This is a genomic window from Bradyrhizobium sp. CCBAU 53415 (genome assembly GCF_028128735.1).
Classification (GTDB): Bacteria; Pseudomonadota; Alphaproteobacteria; order Rhizobiales; family Xanthobacteraceae; genus Bradyrhizobium.
In genome coordinates this window covers 1191878-1207473 of the sequence record NZ_LBJF01000001.1, presented here as the reverse complement: position 1 = coordinate 1207473, position 15596 = coordinate 1191878, and the positions used below count along the sequence as shown (strand labels likewise).

The window sequence follows — 15596 nt, the reverse complement described above, 5'->3', positions numbered from 1 at the left end:
ATGTCGTTGAAGTCCGCCTTCACCGGATCTCGGCGTGATAGCGGAAGCGGTCTGCGGGCCCGCGCGACCGTCGCCATTCGATCGGCCGCCGCTCCAGGTCGAGCGCAAGGCGCTCGATCACGATCAGCGGGGCATGAGGCGCGAGCCTGAGCAGGCGCGCCTGCATCTCGTTGGCGGTCTCGACGGTCAGGATTTCCTCGGCGGACACGACCACCTCGCCGCAGCGCTCCTCGTAGAGCGGATACAGGAGGTCGCCAAATTCCGCGGTGTCGATCTCAAGGATCGGCGCAAAGCGCGACTGCTGGAGCCAGATCTCTTCGGCGAGCAGCGGCACATCGTCGATCAGGCGCAGGCGCGACAGGCTGATCACGGGCTCGCCGACTGGAATGCGCAGTGCCGATGCGACGGCCGATGTCGCCGGCACGCTCTTGCGGCGGATGATGCGGCTCTTCGGCACGCGCCGCTCGCCGCTCTCGGACTGGAAGCGGAAAAAGCGGAACAGCGAGGAATTGAAGCGTGCACGGCGCACGAAGGTGCCGCGGCCCTGCTGCCGCTCCAGCACGCCATCTGCGACGAGCTGGTCGATCGCCTTGCGCACGGTGCCGATCGCGACGCCGTAATGCGCGCCGAGCTCGGCCTCCGACGGGATCGACTCGCCCGGCCGCCATTCATTGCGGTTGATCCGCGCGGCGAGGTCGTCGCGCAGGCGCTGGTAGCGTGGCAGGCGGTCGTCGAGCGGCGCTGAATTCATGTAGTCATGTAGATGACTATATGAGACCGGAGTCAAGAACTACCATGGCACCGTCACCGTGCGCTCCTTGCGGGGCGTCCTCACCCCAGCTGAAACACCGCCACCGGGCGCTCGTAACCGCGCACCTCGACCTCTCCGAGCTCGACGGCGTCGCTGCCGTCGTCGCCCAGCGCCTCGCGCACGGACGCGGAGATCAGGAGCTGCGAGCCGAACTCCTTGTTCAGCGCCTCCAGGCGCGAGGCGAAGTTCACGGTATCGCCGATGACGGTGTATTCCTTGCGCCTGGGCGAGCCGATATTGCCGGCGACGACCTCGCCGAAATGGATGCCGATCCCGATCCGAAGCGGCCAGCTCGACTCTGCGTTGATGCGATCCATCGCGCTCAGCATCTCGCGGCCTGCGGCAACCGCACGCTGCGCAGCGTCGGAGGCCTCCAGCGGCGCGCCGAACAAGGCAAGAAAACCGTCGCCCAGGAACTTGTTCACGATGCCGCCGTGGCGATCGAGAATATCGACCAGCACGGCGAAGGCGCCGTCGAGCCGATCGACGACCTCTTGCGGCGTGCGCGACCGCGCACCGGCCGTAAAGCCGCGGAAATCGACGAACATCACCGCGACACGGCGGACGTCTCCCCCCGTGCTGGGGCCCGCCGCTATCAACCGCTCCACGACCTGCGGAGAGACGTGCTGGCCGAACAGGTTCGTCACCCGGTCGCGCGCGGTCGCCGCCGCAATGCTCGCGGCAAACTGGCGGCGCAGCTGAGCGCCGACGGCGCCAGCCAGCACGCCGCAGATCAGGATGATGGTGCTGCGGACGGCGTGGAAATAAATCAGGGGTTCGTCGGCCTCGCCAGTCGAGTTGTAGTACAGCGCGATGGTCAGAAGCCCGGCCGCGGCCACGAAACCTGTGAATGCAGAGAGCCAGAAGTCGAGCCGCAGGGTCGAGAGGATGACGAAGATGAAATACATCAGCGGCACGGCGAAGCCGAGCGCCTGGGCCGCGCCTATGGTCCGGATCTGCAGGATGAGGATGACCGTGGGCAACGACGTCTCGATCAGCGTGCCGATATAGCGCCTGATCACCGGCAGATCGCGATCGAGGCGGAGGTTCTTCCTAATCTGGGTGTGAACCCAGACTTCGAACAGGATGAAGCCGAGCAAGAGGCCGTAGATCTCGATGACCCCCTCTGTTCCGCGCCAGACCCGGTTCACGACGGCGGGATCAATCAGATAAATCGTGGTGAGGAACAGCATCATGGCGCAGCCCGTCAGGATCAGCGCGCGCACCCGCAACAGCTCGGTGCGCAGCACCTCCCGCGTCAGCTCCCGCTCGAAATCGCCCGATAGCACGGCATGCAGCCGTGTCTTCCTGCTCGCAAACCTGGCCATTCCATCCCCCAGTCATTCCGGGGCAACGGCAAGCGTGAACCCGGAATCTCGAGATTCCGGGTTCGCACTTCGTGCGCCCCGGAATGACATCGGAGGACAGTTTGCCTCAATCCAGCGTGCGGCGGAAGCGCGTCACGGCGATGGTCATGGCGAGCAGCATCAGGGCGGCCAGCGCCAGCGTGTCGAAGCGCAGGTTCTGCATGGTCGCGCCCTTGAGCATGATGGCGCGGACGATGCGCAGATAATGGGTCAGCGGCAATCCCTCACCGACATATTGCGCCCACGCCGGCATGCCCGCGAACGGGAACATGAAGCCGGAGAGCAAAATGCTGGGCAGGAAGAACATCATCGACATCTGCATCGCCTGGAGCTGGTTCTGCACCAGCGTCGAGATGGTATAGCCGATCGACAGATTGGTGGTGATGAACAGCGTCGAGAGCAGCGCCAGCAGGACGAGGTTGCCGAGCACGGGCACGCCGAACAGGCCGACGCCGATGCTGATGATCAGGAAGGCCTGGACGAAGCCGACCAGCACATAAGGGATGATCTTGCCGAACATCACCTCGACCGGCTTGATCGGCATCGACAGCAGGCTCTCCATGGTGCCGCGCTCGACCTCGCGCGTGACCGACAGGGCGGTAAAGATCAGCATGGTCATGGTCAGGATGGTGCCGACCAGCCCTGGCACGATGTTGAGGCTGGAGCTAGCTGCCGGATTGTAGCGGGCATGCGCCCGGATCTCGAACGGCATCTCCGGGGGATCGCCGATGTAGAGATCGTGCTTGAGCGCGGTCTGCACGACCATGCCGAGCGAGCCGATCGCCGCGCTTGCTGCGACCGGATCGGTGGCGTCGGCGGCAACCAGCAGCGCCGGCCGGTCGCCGCGTCGCACCGCCCGCTCGAAGCCGCGCGGGATCTCGACGCCGAACAGCACCTTGCCTGACTTCAGCAGGTTGTCGAAATCGTCGACGTCGTGCACTTCATAGAGGAAGCGGAAATAGGCGGTGTTCTCCAGCGCCTTCAGGATCGAGCGGGCGAGATCGGAGTCCTCCTGGAGCAGCACGGCGCTCGGCAGATGGTGCGGCGTGGTGTTGATGGCATAACCGAACAGCATCAGCTGCATCACCGGCAGCATCACGATCATCGCGAACGAGACGCGATCGCGCTTGAGCTGGATGAACTCCTTGACCAGCATCGCATAGGAGCGGCGCAAAAAGCCGAAGCGCTCGCGGATTTCGCGTCGTGGTGCAGGACGGTCGACTGCGCTCATTGGAAATTGTCCCTGGAGCGCCCCATCAGCTCGATGAACACGTCTTCGAGCGACGGTTGCGACTTCTGCCAGTGCAGTCCGCCCTTCTCGCGCCAGGGCGCGATGCTGTCTTCGAGCGCCGCGACGTCGCGGCCGGAAACATGCAGCGAGGTGCCGAACGGCGCCACCATGTCGATCCCGGGCTTGCCCGGCAGCGCAGCCCCAAGCTCGTTCAGTCCTTCGCCCGTGACGGTGTAGGTCGTCAGCGCGGATTTCGCGATCACCTCCTCCACCGTGCCGTGCGCCAGCAGATAGCCGTAGGCGATGTAGGCGATCTCGTGGCAGCGCTCGGCCTCGTCCATGTAGTGGGTCGAGACCAGCACCGTGAGGCCCTCGGCGGCGAGTGCGTGGATCTCGTTCCAGAAATCGCGCCGCGCCTTGGGGTCGACGCCGGCGGTCGGCTCGTCGAGCAGCAGGAGTTGCGGATTGGGCAGCGTGCAGGCCCCGAGCGCCAGCCGCTGCTTCCAGCCGCCGGAGAGCTCGCCCGCAAGCTGCTCCTCCCGCCCCGAGAGCCCGAGCCGCCTGATCATGTCGCGTGCGGCGCCGCGCGCGTCGGCGAGGCCATAGAGCCGCGCGACGAATTCGAGATTCTCGCGCACGGAGAGATCCTGATAGAGGCTGAAGCGCTGGGTCATGTAGCCGACCTGGCGCTTGATCTTCTCGGCATCGCGGCGGATGTCGTAGCCGAGGCAGGTGCCCTCGCCGCTGTCAGGCGTGAGCAGCCCGCAGAGGATGCGGATGGTCGTGGTCTTGCCCGAGCCATTGGGTCCGAGGAAGCCGTAGATCGAGCCGCGCTTCACCTGCATCGACAGGTCGTGCACGACCTCGCGACCGCCGAATGACTTCGTCAGGCCCTTGACGTCGATCGCGATGCCGTTGCCGCCGTTCATCGCTTGTCCGCCACCGGGGTTTTTGGATTGAGATAGACGTCGATCGGCTGTCCGACCCGCAGCGCGTCGGGGCGCGATGGCCGCGCCTGGATCAAATAAACCAGCTTGTTGCGCTCATCGAGGCTGTAGATGACAGGCGGGGTGTATTCGGCCGAGGTCGCGATGAAATAGATCTTCGCGGTGAGATCGGCAGCGCAATTGTCGCAGGAGACGCGCACCGTATCGCCGATCGCGAGCTTGGGCAGCTCGGTCTCCGGCACGAAAAAGCGCAGCTTCATGTTGCCGGGAGGCATGATCGACAGCACCGGACGCTGCGCCGCCACCATCTCTCCCTCGCGAAAATAGATCTGCTGGATGGTGCCGGCGACGGGCGCAAAGCCCTTGCGCCGCGCCATCCGCGTCTCCGACGTCGTCACCCGCGCTTCCGCGACGCGCAAGGCGGACACTGCGGAATCGAGATTGGCCTGTGTGCCGGAGCCGGTCTTGCTCAGCGAGGCCGCCCGGTCATAGGTCTGCTGCGCATTCGCCAGCGTCGCCTTGTTCTGATTGAGATCGGCGCGCTGGAGATCGTCGTCGACGGAATAGAGGGCATCGCCGACCTTGACCTCGTCGCCTTCGCGGACGTTGAGCTTGGTGACCCGCCCGGCTTCGTCCGGGCTGACGAAGATCATGTCGGCCTCGACCCAGCCCTGGAAGCCGGGATCGCGCTTCTCGTTGCACCCGGCAAGCCCGGTTGCGAGCACGATCGTCAATGCAAGACTGAAAATTGCTTGTAACGACGTCATGTCGTCCTCCGTTCGCCAAAAATCAAATCGAGATGGACGCGCAGCATCTCTTGCGCGTCGAGCGGCGCATGCCGCGCAAACAGGCTCTGCCAGATCACCGCGATCATCGCGGGTGCGACCAGGATCTGCGGATAGCGCGCAAGGTCCTTCTGCCGGATCTCGCCGCGGGCGATGCCGAGCTCGATCAGCGCGCGCATGGCGGCGATCCCGCGCGAGACGACCTCGCGGTAGTAGAAGTCGGCGACGGAAGGAAAGCGCGGCCCCTCCGCCACGATCAGACGCACAAGATCGCCGCGACGCGTGTTGATGACCTCTGCCAGAAAGTTGCTGGCAAAGCTCTCGACGAGATCACGCACCGAGCCCGTCGGCGGCGGTAACTTCGTGAGGCGGGTAACCACCGGCACGATCACGGTCCGCACCAGCTCCTCGAACATCGATTCCTTGTCCTTGAAGTGCAGGTAGATCGTGCCCTTCGCCACGCCCGCCCGCCTGGCAATGTCGTCGAGCCGTGTCGCCGCAAACCCGCGCGAGATGAATTCCTCCATCGCCGCCTCCACGATCGCCGCACGCCGCTGCGCGGCGCGCGTGGCGCGGTTGGAGGCGGGAGCGCCTCCGCTGGCTTCGAGCGCCTGGCCCCACTCGCTGGTGCGAGCCTGAGACGGCGGCACGGCCTTGTCCGGTTTCTTCGTCATTCTTAAAATATGACTGACTAGTCAGTCATAGTCAATATCAACCTGTATCTCCCAACAGCACGACGAATTAGTATTGACTAATGTATTAGTATCTACTAATTTGATTTCATGATCGAAGCCGCTGCAAACCCCGTCACCACCGTGATGCGCGCCCTCGCCGACCCGACACGGCGCGCCGTGTTCGAGCGCGTGTTCGAGAGCAAGGAGATCAGCGTCGCCGAGCTGACGCGCGGCAGCGGCGTCACCCAGGGCGCGATCTCGCAACATTTGAAGTCCCTCAAGCAGGCCGGTCTGGTCGCCGAGCGCGCAGAGGGCCGCAACGTCTACTACCGCGCCGCGCCGCAAGGACTCGAGCCCCTGGTCACCTGGATGGACCATTACGGCGTCTTCTGGCGCGAGCGTTTCCAGAATCTGCGTGACCTCTTGAAGGAGATCGATCCGTGAGTGCTGCCGAGTTGAAAGCCGAAACAAGGGACATCGTCATCGACGAGGTCTTCCCGCACACGCCCGAGACGATCTGGAAGGCACTGACCAGCGCGCAATTGATCGCGCGCTGGCTGATGCAGCCGACCGGCTTCGAGGCCATCGAAGGCAATAGCTTCACCTTCCAGACGACCCCGGGCGGCAACTGGGACGGCGTGATCCATTGCCGGGTTTTGGAGGTCGTGGCTTGCAGGCGCCTCGTCTACGCCTGGAAGGGCGGCGACGAGCGCAACACCGGCTATGGCGCACCGCTCGACACCGTTGTGACGTGGTCCCTCACCCCGGTCGAAGCTGGCACGCGGATTCGCCTGGTCCATGCGGGCTTCGTCCTGCCCAGGAACGAGTCGGCTTACACGGTCATGAGCGGCGGCTGGAAGAAAGTCGTCCGCCAGCTCGACGAGATCAGTGGCGAAGAGTGAGCGGGAGATATCGCGATGGAAAAGCCCTATACCGGCGGCTGCGCCTGCGGCGCGATCCGCTATTCGATTCCGGGGGAGCCCCTGTTCAGCAATCACTGCCAGTGCCGGGACTGCCAGCGGGAAAGCGGCAGCGGCCATGGCTCGTACGCGACGTTCGCGCGCGCCGGCGTCACGCTGACCGGCGAAGCAAAGCATTGGGACATGGTTGCCGACAGCGGCAACGTGAAGACGCGCGGCTTCTGCACACAATGCGGCGTGCCTGTCTACATGACCTTCGCAGCACAGCCCGCGGTCTTCACGATCCGGGCGGCAAGCCTTGACGAGCCCGCCCGCTACAAGCCGCAGGCGGTCACTTTCGCCGCGCGCGGTCACGGCTGGGATCATCTTGATCCCGACCTGCCGAAATTTGCAGGCATGCCGCCGACGTAAGGTACGACGCGCTGAGACTGGTCGGTCGCTCAAATGCATGGCCGTATGTAAGGTCGGTTGATCTCCCACAACTCCTCGAGCAGGCCGCGCGCGGCCTGCTCGGAATGAATAACAGGGTCGAGCAGCAGCGCTTGCAGCGCCATTTCCTTCGAGGCATGCATCGCCGCCTCCACTGCCATCTGCTGAACCTGAACCTGGATCGTCATCAGCTTGGCCACGCCATCGGGCAGCGGCCCGAGCGAGACAGGATGAATGCCCGCGGCATCCACCATCACCGGCACCTCCACCGCGGCGTCGGCCGGCAGGTTCGGGATCACCTGTCGATTGTGAATGACGGCGGATTCGACGAATTGCTTGCGGTTATGAACGCTGGCGGCGATGATGCTGATCGCGCGCTCCCCCGACGGCATCGACCACCAGTCCGGCGCCTCGGCACGACCGGCGAGCACGTCATCGATCAGGCGCGTCAGTTTCGCGCGCTCGCTCTCGTCCCATTCGAAATTGTAGCCGCCCTCGCCGGCCTCCCAGCCGAACGAGAGATACTCGCCAACGTGACTGTCGCCGCAGCCGAGCCAGTAGCCGAAGGCATGCAACAATTTGCGCGTCAGGGGTGAGAAGGCGGGATCGAAATCCCTCTCCTTCTCGCGCAACAGCGGATAGAGGTTCTCGCCCGTCTCGCGATCCCGAATTTCGGTCAGGCACTGGAAGTGATTGAGGCCCGCACCCCACACATCCACTCGGCTCTCCGGCAGTCCCAGAATTCGGGCGACATCACCGCGGGCCATGAATATTCCGTGGCAGAGGCCGACGCTGCGAATCCCGCTGTACCGCCCGAGCGCCAGGATGATGCGGCTTTCCGGATTGGAGAAGTTGATGAAGGTCGCTTGCGGGCAGCGGAGCTCCATCTCGCGGACGAAGTCGAAGACGACCGGCAAGGTGCGCAGCGTGAAGAACAAGCCGCCGGGCCCACCGTTCTCACCCAGCGTGTGATGAATGCCAAACTTGCGCGGAATCTCGAAGTCGAGCCGCCACAGCCGATTGCGATCGATCGCGGTGGAATGCACGACGAACTCGGCGCCGTCGAGCGCAGCGCGCCAATCCACCGTGGCCTCGATGGCGTAACCGGCGCCGGATCTCTCGTTGAGCAGCTTCGCGAGCCGCGTCGACCGGCCAAGACGTTCGACGTTTCGTCCAACCAGGACCAGTGTCGAACCGGCCAGATCGCGGGTCGAGAACAGATCCCGGAACATGCTCATCCCGAAGGATGCGCTGCTGGCGCCGAGAAAGACGATCTTCGTTGGCCGGACCATGCTCTGCTCCCTGCAGAGACTAGTTGAACTCGAGCACCATGCGGCCGTCGATCTTGCCGGCCTTCATCCGATCGAAGACGTGGTTGATCTCCGCGAGCGGCACCTTGCTCACTTCGGCCTTCACCTTGCCGTCGGTGGCAAACGCAATGGCTTCGTCGAGGTCGCGCCTCGTACCGACGATGGAGCCGCGCACCGTGATGCGCTTGAGCACGACGTCGAAGATCGGCGTCGGAAATTCTCCCGGCGGCAGGCCGACGAGGCTGACGGTGCCCTTGCGGCGCACCATCTTGAGCGCTTGCGCGAACGCGGCCGTCGAGACGGCCGTCACCAGCACGCCATGAGCTCCGCCCCCGGTTGCCGCCAGCACCTTGTCCACGGCGCCCGCTGCGAGCGCATCGACCGCGAGATCGGCGCCAGCCTCGCGTGCGAGCTTGAGCTTGTCTTCGGCAATGTCGACCGCGGCGACCTTGAGCCCCATCGCCTTGGCGTACTGGATCGCGACATGGCCGAGCCCGCCGACGCCTGAGATCACCACCCACTCGCCGGGCTTGGCCTCGGTCTCCTTCAATCCCTTGTAGGTGGTGACGCCGGCGCACAGGATCGGCGCGATGGCAGCAAAGTCGACCGTCGCCGGCAGCTTTGCGGCGAACGCCGCCGAGGCGATCACATATTCGGCGAAGCCCCCGTTCACGCTGTAGCCGGTATTGTGCTGGTGCTCGCACAAGGTTTCCCAGCCAGTCTCGCAATATTCGCAAGCCATGCAGGCGTCGTGGAGCCAGGCGACGCCGACGGCATCGCCGATCTTCAGATTCGTCACGCCGGGCCCGAGCGCGGCGACGATGCCGGCGGCCTCATGGCCGGGGATGAAAGGCGGCGCCGGCTTCACCGGCCAGTCGCCGGACGCCGCGTGCAGATCGGTATGGCAGACGCCGCAGGCCTTCACCTTGACCAGGACCTCGCCGGGACCGGGCTCCGGCACCGGCACGTCCTCGATCACCAGCGGCTTGCCGAATTGTCTGACGATTGCGGCTTTCATGGTCGGCATGTCTCTGCTCCTTCGCATTGCGAACGGCAGAGTAGCGGCCCGACGCCGCTGGTACTTGATCCGGGTCAAACCGCCCAATCGTTGCGCAGCGTGCGCCATCACGACAACGCGATGACAGGTCTTCCGCAGCCGGATATCAGCTATGGAACTTCAGGCCATCGACGATCTTGTCGATCATCTTGCGCTCGGCGCGCATGGCGATGCCGACGAGATTGAGCTCGGTGCGCGCGACCGCCCTCACCGCCTCGCGGTTGGCGGCGTCGTGCGTGGTTCTGAACATATCCTCGGTATAGACGGCTGGCGTAACGTTCCGAGTGAGCGCGCGCTCCAGTGCGCGCGACAACGCCGGACCGTCGGCGCCATAGATCAGGATCGGCTGGCCGATCAGCGCGTGATACTTCGTGCCCGAGGCGTCTTCATAGGCTTCGCCGACGCAGTCCGGAAAAGCCGCGGCGATGCCGCTAGTGAGAAAGGACGCGACGTTGAGCTTCTGCCAGGCCTGGAGATCGGTGCGGATCACGACCGCGATCTTGGTGTCGAACTGCATGTGGTTCCCTCGATTGTCATTCCGGGGCAACGCGCCGCACCGAACCCCGGAATCTCGAGATTCTCAGGTGCGCAATTGCGCACCATAGTTCGCGCTGCCGCGCCCCGGAATGACAATACAAGAATCAACCCCTAGCGTCGCAGGCCCAGGCGCGGATCACGCATTCCTTGCCGCCGTACTTGTAGCACTCGCGCGTAGCGGCGTTGAGCGAAGCCGAGATCTTCGGCTTCACGGCATAGCCATAGGCGCCGCAGGGGTTGGTGAGATCGACCGACATCGCGGCGCAGGCGCGCTTCATCGTCACGGTCGTGCAATCGCCCTTGCACTGCTTCTGCGCCGCGATGCGGGCTTCGTGCTCGGAGTTGTAATCATACGCCTGGCCGTAGGCGCCGCACTTGCCGACCGCAAAGGCGCCAGCGGCATGGGCTTCGGTGATGTAGCGGGCACCGGCGACACAGACGGACAGCGCAAAGAAAAACATCGCGCAACGGCGCGCGACGACGTTCGAAGCCATGGAAAAACCCCTCCCCCCAAGGCAGGTGGAGGCGACTCTAAGCGGCGGTCGTTTCCAGATGGTGAACGGGTGGTTGAAATCGGGGGCCCATATCAAGCCGGAACATCGCTACCCGCGTCTTGCCGCTTCCAGCGCCTGCGGCGTGTCGATGTCGAGAAAGGCGCTCTCGCCGTCGACGGGCACTTCGGCCACGGCCTCGGCATGCTTGGCAATCAGGTGGCGCGCGCCGACGTCGCCGTCGAGCGTCATCAGCTCCCTGAAGAAGCGGCGCGACCACAGCACGGGATTGCCGCGGCGGCCTTCGCTGACGGGCACGACGATGAGATTGCCACGGTCGGGCGCAAAACTGTCGATGAGACGGTCGATCAGGCCGGCGTCGATCAGCGGCATGTCGCCGAGACACACCACCGCGCCGTCGCAGGTCTCGGGCACGGCCGCGATGCCCGCCTTGACCGAGCTGGCGATGCCGCCGGCGAAATCCGGATTGCGGACGAATTGCACCTTCAGGCCTTGCAGCGCCTGCTCGACGAGTTCGGCCTGATGGCCGGTGACGACGATCACTTCGGATGCTTTCGAGGCCAGCGCCTGCTCGGTGGCGAGGCGGACCAGCTTCTTGCCGTCGAGTTCGGCGAGCAGCTTGTTCGAGCCGCCCATGCGGGTCGACCGGCCCGCCGCGAGCACGATGGCCGCGACCTGGCTGTTGCCCTCGGTCTCCGGCTTTGCGCGCGGCTGCGGGCGCGTCACGATCTCCATCAGCAGGCCGCCGACGCCCATGCCCATCAGCTCGGACCGCGTCACCTCGATGCCGGCGAGGAGCCGCATCAAGACCCAGTCGAAACCGTTCTCGACCGGCGAGCGCGCACAACCCGGCGCGCCCAGCACCGGGACGCCATCGGCGCGGGCGATCAGCAGCAGATTGCCGGGATCGACCGGCATGCCGAAATGCTCGATCTCCCCGCCGATGCCGGTGACGGCTGCCGGGATGACGTCGCGTCGGTCGGCGATCGCGGAGGCGCCGAACACAATGACGAGCTCGGCACCGAGACCGAGCAATTCCTTGATCGCGGCCGACAGCGCCTGCTCCTCATGCGGGACACGCCGCTCGGCAATGACGCTGGCGCCGGCCGGCGCAAGGCGCTCGGCGGTGACGCGCAGCGTCTTGTCGATCACCTTCGAGGACAGTCCCGGCAGCAGCGTCGAGACGACGCCGACGCGCTTGATCACATAAGGGGCGATCGTCAGCACGTCCTTGCCGGCCGCCTTCACCGCGGCATCGCGCAAAGTGCCCTCGACGCCAAACGGGATGATCTTGACGGTGCCGACCATCTCGCCCTCGACCACCGGCTTGTAGGCCGAGAGCGTGGCAAAGGTGATGGCCTCGTCGACATTGTTGATGCGGTCGACCGCGGCGCGGTCGATCACCAGCACGCCCGGGCGCGCGGCGAACAGATTGGCGCGGCCGGTGAAGGCGCGCTCGACATGAATGCCCTCGCCGCCGACGGCAAGCGCGATGCTGGCGGCCGCGACGTCCTCGGAGACGTCGCCCGCCTCCATGCGCACCACGACGATGTCCTTGATGCCGGCACGCTCCAGCGCTTCGACCTCGGCGGCGCCGATCGTCGTGCCCTTCTTCAGCACCAGGGGGCCCTGGCGCAGTGTGTGGACGGTCACCCCGCCGATCGCATCCCTCGGGCTCGCCGGGCCGAACTTCATGCCGCTTCTTCTTTTTCTTTTGGTGGCAGGCGGAGCACCGCCGTGATCTCGGCCATGATCGCCACCGATATCTCGGATGGCGAGACCGCGCCGATCGCAAGACCAATGGGCGCGTGGATGCGCGCGATGTCGCTTTCCTTGGCACCCTGCGCCCGCAACCGGTCGGCCCGCTTGGCATGCGTCTTTCGCGAACCGAGCGCGCCGATATAGAAGCAGTTGCGCTCGAAGGCGTGCAGCAGCGCGGGATCGTCGATCTTGGGATCGTGAGTCACCGCCACGAACGCCGTATAGGCATCGACGTTGAGCGGCGGCAGCGCCGTGTCGGGCCATTCGGCGATCAGCGGAATGTCCGGGAAGCGCTCGGGGCTCGCGAATGCCGTGCGCGGATCGACCACGGTGACATCGTAGCCGAGCGAGCGCGCCAGCGGCGCCAGCGCCTGGCTGATATGGACCGCGCCGATGATGACGAGCTTTGCCGTCGGCGCGTAGACGTTGAGGAACAGCTTCTTGCCGCCGGCCTCGATGCCGGCGCTCTTGCCCATGCGAAGCTGCTTCTCCAACTCGGTGCGCAGCGGATCCTTGGTGAAGTCCCTGGCCTTCACCAGCCGCTGCTCGCCGCTCTCGGTGTCGGTCACCAGGATCACCGGCCGGCGCGCTGCGCGCTCGGCGTTGAGTTCGTGCAGGATTGCGAGCTTCACGGCTAGCCGACCTTCTCGACGAAGACGCGGATGGTGCCGCCACAGGACAGCCCGACATTCCAGGCCGTCTCATCGGCGACGCCGAACTCCAGCATCTTGGGTTTGCCGCTCTCGATCACGTCCATGGCCTCGGTCACCACAGCGCCCTCGACGCAGCCGCCGGAGACCGAGCCGAGGAAGGTGCCCTCATCGTTGATGACAAGGCTCGAGCCGGCCGGGCGCGGCGCCGAACCCCAGGTCTCCACAACGGTGGCGAGCGCGACGCCACGACCGGCCTTCTGCCAGTCCTCCGCCGCCTTCAGAATATCCTCGTCGCGATCGAGCATGGGTGCCTCTCAAGCTGCGGAGCGGATCAGGCTGCGGTGATGCGGCGGCAGCGGCCGGGAGAGCGTCGTGATCAGCTCCTGGATCGAACTCAAATTATGCACGGGGCGGAATTCGTCAACGTGGGGAAGCATCATTTTGATGCCCTGCGCCTTGGCCTCGAAACCGCCGAACCGCAACAGCGGGTTGAGCCAGATCAGCCGCCGGCAGGACCGGTGCAGCCGGTCCATCTCGAAGGCCAGTCTGGAATCGGCCTCCCGTTCCAGCCCGTCGGAGATCAGCAGCACGATGGCGCCCTGGCTCAACACGCGCCGCGCCCACAATTTGTTGAAGTTGTGCAGCGAGGCCGAGATCCGGGTGCCGCCGGCCCAGTCCTCGACCGAGGCCGAGCAGCTCGCCAGCGCCTCGTCGGGGTCGCGCTGGCGCAGCGCGCGGGTGACGTTGGTGAGACGGGTGCCGAACAGGAACACCGAGACGCGCTTGCGCGCATCGGTGATGGCGTGGAGGAAGTGCAGGAACAGGCGGGTGTATTCGCTCATCGAGCCCGAGATATCGAGCAGCGCGACGATCGGCGCCGGCTTCTCGATCCGCCCGAGGCGATGGATGTCGATGATGTCGCCGCCGGTGCGGAGCGATGCGCGCAGCGTGCGGCGCAGGTCGAGTCGCAGCCCCCGCGGATCTCGCTGGTGCCGGCGCGTCAGAAGCTCGGCCTGCGGCAGGTGCATCCGCTCGACGGCGCGGAGCGCCTCGGCGATCTCGGCCGCGCTCATCTGCGCAAAATCCTTTTTCTGTAGGATCTCCTTGTCGGAGACCGACAGGCGCAGATCCTGCTCCTGGTGCTGCGGCGTCTCGGTCATGCGCGGCTGCGACATCGCCTCCTGCACGCGGCGCGCGCCGGCCTGCGGCTTCTTCTTGGCCTCTTCCGGCAGCGGCACCGAATCCAGCATGTGCTTCCATTCTTCCGAGGCGCGGAAGAACAGGTTGAAGGCCTGCTTGAAGATCAGCGCATGCTCGTGGCGCTTGACGAAGATTGCCTCCAGCGTGGTGAAGACGTCGGCGCGGTTGCCGATGTCGATCACCTGCAGCGCGCTCATGGCATCGATGACTGCGCCGGGGCCGACCGGCATCCCCGCCGCACGCAGCGCGCGGGCGAAGCCGACGACGTTGTCGGCGAACTGCTCGGTCTGCTCCGGGGCAAGGTGGTTGATGGCCATGGTCAATCCTCGCTCTGTCATTCCGGGGCGCCGCGAAGCGGCGAACCCGGAATCCAGAGTTTGTGGCGCGAGATTCCGGGTTCGGTGCTTCGCACCGCCCCGGAATGACGAACTCAATTGAAGCGCGTCAATTCTCGCTCGTCGCTTCCTTCAGCACCTTCTGCAAGGCATCGCCCTGCATCCGGGTGATGTCGTCCTGGTACTTGAGCAGCGCGCCCAGCGTGTCGCCGACCACTTGCGGGGTCAGCGAACGGGCGTCGAGCTCGGACAGGGCGGTCGCCCAGTCGATGGTCTCGGCAACGCCCGGCGACTTGTAGAAGTCTTGGTTGCGCAGCGCCTGCACGAAACGCACGACCTGCTGCGACAGCTTGGCGGAGATGCCCGGCACGCGCGTCTTGACGATCGCAAGCTCACGCTCGGCGGCAGGATAATCCACCCAGTGATAGAGACAGCGCCGCTTCAGCGCGTCGTGGATCTCGCGGGTGCGGTTGGAGGTGATGATGACGATCGGCGGATGCGGCGCCTTCACGGTGCCGAATTCGGGGATGGTCACCTGGAAGTCGCTGAGGATTTCGAGCAGGTAGGCTTCGAACGCCTCGTCGGCGCGGTCGAGCTCGTCGATCAGCAGCACCGGCGGGCCGGCGACGTCGGGCTCCAGCGCCTGAAGCAGCGGCCGCTTGATCAGGTAGCGGTCGGCGAAGATGTCGCTCGATAGCTGGTCGCGATCGGTATCGCCGGCGGCTTCCGCCATCCGGATCGCGATCATCTGCGCGGCGCTGTTCCACTCGTAGACAGCGGAGGAGACGTCGAGGCCCTCGTAGCACTGAAGGCGGATCAGCTTCCGCCCCAGCGCCGCCGAGAGCACCTTGGCGATCTCGGTCTTGCCGACGCCGGCCTCGCCCTCCAGGAACAACGGCCGGCCCATGCGCAATGAGAGGTAGGTCACCGTCGCAAGCGACCGCTCGGCGAGGTAGCCCCGCGACGTCAGAAGTTCGAGCATCGCATCGACCGATGCCGGCAAAGCACCGGACGAATTGGGCGTTGAAGTCATGAGAAAGCCAGTCTTACTACGCCCTCATCGGGAC

At 65.4% G+C, this 15596-nt stretch carries 18 protein-coding genes; 3 read left to right on the top strand and 15 right to left on the bottom strand.

Annotation, left to right across the window (positions count from 1 at the left end):
- Positions 1 to 19 precede the first annotated feature (19 nt).
- The 6 genes from XH87_RS05635 to XH87_RS05610 form a co-directional block, all read right to left on the bottom strand.
- The gene (locus XH87_RS05635; RefSeq protein ID WP_035715979.1) at positions 20 to 751 is read right to left on the bottom strand and encodes a GntR family transcriptional regulator; all 732 of its coding nucleotides are present in this window, start codon (positions 749 to 751) and stop codon (positions 20 to 22) included.
- 80 nt (positions 752 to 831) lie between these two features.
- Positions 832 to 2139 carry an adenylate/guanylate cyclase domain-containing protein gene (locus XH87_RS05630; protein ID WP_271586460.1) on the bottom strand — a complete coding sequence of 436 codons (1308 nt, stop codon included), beginning with the start codon at positions 2137 to 2139 and terminating at the stop codon, positions 832 to 834.
- A 106-nt stretch (positions 2140 to 2245) separates the two neighbouring features.
- Positions 2246 to 3409: an ABC transporter permease gene (locus tag XH87_RS05625; protein ID WP_271586459.1), complete on the bottom strand. Its 1164-nt coding sequence runs from the start codon at positions 3407 to 3409 to the stop codon at positions 2246 to 2248.
- A complete protein-coding gene (locus tag XH87_RS05620; protein WP_158669740.1) occupies positions 3406 to 4338 on the bottom strand; it encodes an ABC transporter ATP-binding protein in 933 nt (310 codons plus the stop codon). The genes XH87_RS05625 and XH87_RS05620 overlap by 4 nt, the downstream gene beginning before the upstream one ends.
- Positions 4335 to 5123 carry an HlyD family secretion protein gene (locus tag XH87_RS05615; RefSeq protein WP_271586458.1) on the bottom strand — a complete coding sequence of 263 codons (789 nt, stop codon included), beginning with the start codon at positions 5121 to 5123 and terminating at the stop codon, positions 4335 to 4337. The genes XH87_RS05620 and XH87_RS05615 overlap by 4 nt, the downstream gene beginning before the upstream one ends.
- Complete coding sequence (locus XH87_RS05610) at positions 5120 to 5815, bottom strand: TetR/AcrR family transcriptional regulator (RefSeq protein ID WP_271586457.1); 696 nt, start codon at positions 5813 to 5815, stop codon at positions 5120 to 5122. The genes XH87_RS05615 and XH87_RS05610 overlap by 4 nt, the downstream gene beginning before the upstream one ends.
- A gap of 108 nt (positions 5816 to 5923) precedes the next feature.
- On the opposite strand from XH87_RS05610, the gene XH87_RS05605 reads away from it, so the two are divergent.
- Genes XH87_RS05605 through XH87_RS05595 form a run of 3 tightly spaced genes read left to right on the top strand, consistent with a single transcriptional unit; the run spans position 5924 to position 7146 of the window.
- The gene (locus XH87_RS05605) at positions 5924 to 6259 is read left to right on the top strand and encodes an ArsR/SmtB family transcription factor (protein ID WP_271586456.1); all 336 of its coding nucleotides are present in this window, start codon (positions 5924 to 5926) and stop codon (positions 6257 to 6259) included.
- Positions 6256 to 6717, top strand: coding sequence for an SRPBCC family protein (locus XH87_RS05600; RefSeq protein WP_271586455.1), 462 nt, complete (start codon positions 6256 to 6258; stop codon positions 6715 to 6717). The genes XH87_RS05605 and XH87_RS05600 overlap by 4 nt, the downstream gene beginning before the upstream one ends.
- Positions 6718 to 6732: 15 nt before the next feature.
- On the top strand, positions 6733 to 7146 hold the full coding sequence (locus XH87_RS05595) for a GFA family protein (RefSeq protein ID WP_035715962.1): 414 nt from the start codon (positions 6733 to 6735) through the stop codon (positions 7144 to 7146).
- A 29-nt stretch (positions 7147 to 7175) separates the two neighbouring features.
- Here XH87_RS05595 and XH87_RS05590 read toward each other — a convergent pair whose 3' ends face one another.
- The 9 genes from XH87_RS05590 to XH87_RS05550 all read right to left on the bottom strand — a co-directional run bounded on the left by XH87_RS05590 (position 7176) and on the right by XH87_RS05550 (position 15562).
- Positions 7176 to 8456, bottom strand: coding sequence for a family 4 glycosyl hydrolase (locus tag XH87_RS05590; RefSeq protein WP_271586454.1), 1281 nt, complete (start codon positions 8454 to 8456; stop codon positions 7176 to 7178).
- 19 nt (positions 8457 to 8475) lie between these two features.
- Positions 8476 to 9501 (bottom strand): alcohol dehydrogenase AdhP, encoded by a 1026-nt coding sequence (gene adhP, locus XH87_RS05585; RefSeq protein ID WP_271586453.1) that lies wholly within the window; start codon positions 9499 to 9501, stop codon positions 8476 to 8478.
- 136 nt (positions 9502 to 9637) lie between these two features.
- Positions 9638 to 10048 (bottom strand): DUF2000 family protein, encoded by a 411-nt coding sequence (locus XH87_RS05580; RefSeq protein WP_271586452.1) that lies wholly within the window; start codon positions 10046 to 10048, stop codon positions 9638 to 9640.
- A 124-nt stretch (positions 10049 to 10172) separates the two neighbouring features.
- Complete coding sequence (locus tag XH87_RS05575; RefSeq protein WP_158669905.1) at positions 10173 to 10562, bottom strand: DUF4189 domain-containing protein; 390 nt, start codon at positions 10560 to 10562, stop codon at positions 10173 to 10175.
- 108 nt (positions 10563 to 10670) lie between these two features.
- The gene (locus tag XH87_RS05570; RefSeq protein ID WP_271586451.1) at positions 10671 to 12275 is read right to left on the bottom strand and encodes a molybdopterin-binding/glycosyltransferase family 2 protein; all 1605 of its coding nucleotides are present in this window, start codon (positions 12273 to 12275) and stop codon (positions 10671 to 10673) included.
- Positions 12272 to 12973, bottom strand: coding sequence for an XdhC family protein (locus XH87_RS05565; RefSeq protein WP_271586450.1), 702 nt, complete (start codon positions 12971 to 12973; stop codon positions 12272 to 12274). The genes XH87_RS05570 and XH87_RS05565 overlap by 4 nt, the downstream gene beginning before the upstream one ends.
- A 2-nt stretch (positions 12974 to 12975) precedes the next feature.
- Complete coding sequence (locus XH87_RS05560; protein WP_008564652.1) at positions 12976 to 13299, bottom strand: XdhC family protein; 324 nt, start codon at positions 13297 to 13299, stop codon at positions 12976 to 12978.
- Between the two features lie 9 nt (positions 13300 to 13308).
- A complete protein-coding gene (locus XH87_RS05555; RefSeq protein WP_271586449.1) occupies positions 13309 to 14511 on the bottom strand; it encodes a vWA domain-containing protein in 1203 nt (400 codons plus the stop codon).
- Between the two features lie 127 nt (positions 14512 to 14638).
- Positions 14639 to 15562, bottom strand: coding sequence for an AAA family ATPase (locus XH87_RS05550; protein WP_035707717.1), 924 nt, complete (start codon positions 15560 to 15562; stop codon positions 14639 to 14641).
- Positions 15563 to 15596 lie beyond the last annotated feature (34 nt).